This is a genomic window from Streptococcus sp. 1449, from assembly GCF_013276805.1.
Classification (GTDB): domain Bacteria; phylum Bacillota; class Bacilli; order Lactobacillales; family Streptococcaceae; genus Streptococcus; species Streptococcus pseudopneumoniae.
In genome coordinates this window covers 1-954 of record NZ_VMLS01000078.1, presented here as the reverse complement: position 1 = coordinate 954, position 954 = coordinate 1, and the positions used below count along the sequence as shown (strand labels likewise).

At 38.9% G+C, this 954-nt stretch carries 1 protein-coding gene; it reads right to left on the bottom strand.

The genetic code is table 11. From position 1 onward, the window contains the following. Positions 1-361: 361 nt before the first annotated feature. The coding region (locus HT687_RS10645) for an LPXTG cell wall anchor domain-containing protein (RefSeq protein ID WP_240152486.1) at positions 362-954 on the bottom strand (593 nt) is incomplete at its 5' end.

The window sequence follows — 954 nt, the reverse complement described above, 5'->3', positions numbered from 1 at the left end:
AAACTCTCGTAAACAAAGAGGTTTTAGAGGCTTATTTACCATGGAATAAAGTTGTACAAGAAAAGTGCAAATAAGAAATCTCCAGATTAGGAACTATCCGTGAGTTCTCTAGTCTGGAGATTTTTCAATATACTTCGTTATTGGGCGGTTACTCTCTAGTCTGGAGATTTTTCAATATACTTCGTTATTGGGCGGTTACACTACAGCTGACAAAGAGCCATTTAAAAAGCGAACAATTCTAAAATTGTTCGCTTTTTATCTAAACATCCCTTGTACTCGATTCCTAAAATAATCAGCAGAATTAATAGGGCTCATTTTTAAAATACAGAAGAATGTATATCAGCTTGACTAAACTTTTATTTTAGTCTTCTTTTTTCTTTCTAAACGCAAATCCGAGTCCACTTAGCATACCAAGAAGTCCTAGAGAAGCAAGAGTCGCATTTGATTCTGTTCCTGTATTTGGCAATACATTATGTGATTTACTTGGCTGTTCCGTAGAGACTGTTACCTTAGCTGGTGTTGTTACATTAGGAACTTCTACAGCTGCTTTACCTGGTTCTGTAATCTTAGCCTTACCTACAACCGTAGTATCTGGTAATTGATCATTTGGAACCTTAGCTGAACCATCTGCTCCAATCGTCACTTTAATTGGACGACCATCCTTACCTGGAAGTTCTACCATTGTTCCTTCTGGATAAGTTGAGCCATCTGGTTTCTTAGGTGTTACTGTAACGTCACCTGTAGTAGGATCTTGTGACAACTCTACTGTTGGTGTCTTACGAGCTGGTGTTGTTACATCCACTGGTTGTGATGGTTTCTTATTCGGTTCTGTGACTCTTCCTTTTCCTGGCACAGCACCTTTCGGAAGCTTGTCATTTGGCACTTCACCTGAACCATTGTCGCCAATTGTGACTGTGATTGTTGTTCCATTTTCACCTGGAATTTCTACCTTAG